Origin of the sequence: Streptomyces sp. ADMS, from assembly GCF_033441795.1 — a bacterium.
GTDB lineage: Bacteria > Actinomycetota > Actinomycetes > Streptomycetales > Streptomycetaceae > Streptomyces.
Window position 1 is genome coordinate 1 of the sequence record NZ_JAVFVX010000381.1, and the last position, 602, is coordinate 602.

1 protein-coding gene is annotated in these 602 nt (G+C 68.4%); it reads left to right on the plus strand.

What is annotated here, in order from left to right; all coding sequences use genetic code 11:
* Positions 1-29: 29 nt before the first annotated feature.
* Positions 30-602 (plus strand): hypothetical protein (locus RB628_RS41155; protein WP_318325736.1); only part of this gene is annotated, 573 nt, incomplete at its 3' end.

The following is a 602-nucleotide window of genomic DNA, read 5'->3' on the forward strand; positions in this document are numbered from 1 at the left end:
TGGACGGGACCAGGTTCCGGGACAGCGAAGTGGACATCCGGCCCCTGGTCTCCGAGGATCACGAGCGGATCGGCCGGATCTCGGCGCGGGACGGCAAGAGCTTGCGGAGGGCGGAGCAGTGGTTCAAGTCGTACCTCGACATGCGGCGGCTCGTGCACGAGATCCCGGCTGGTTCCGGCCGTCAGGACGTGGAGACCGAGGAGATAGCCCCTGATCCGGCGGTCTACGTCTTCACCGCACACGGAAGTCCGGGCCTGATGGCGCTCGCCCTCCGTGACGGCCGGTCGGTGCGGTTGGGCAAGCAGGACGCCGCGCGTTACATCGCCGGGCTGCGCGAGGTGCGCCAGCTGCCCAAGGGACACCGGTTGGGCCTGGAGGTCTGTTACAGCGCCTCGGACGCCGACCCGCGTCAGGCGCATGGCTTGAACCAGCCCGTGCCCCACGTCGACGATCCTTGGGGTGACGTCGCGTTCGGTCAGTACGCCGCCAACGAGAGCAGGCGGGAAACCGGGGCGACCACCAGATCGACCGGTATCGGGAGTACCAGTCGTGTGATGACCGCCGCGGTCAACGGGGAGAGGGGGCGTCGTGTCACGTTCCTG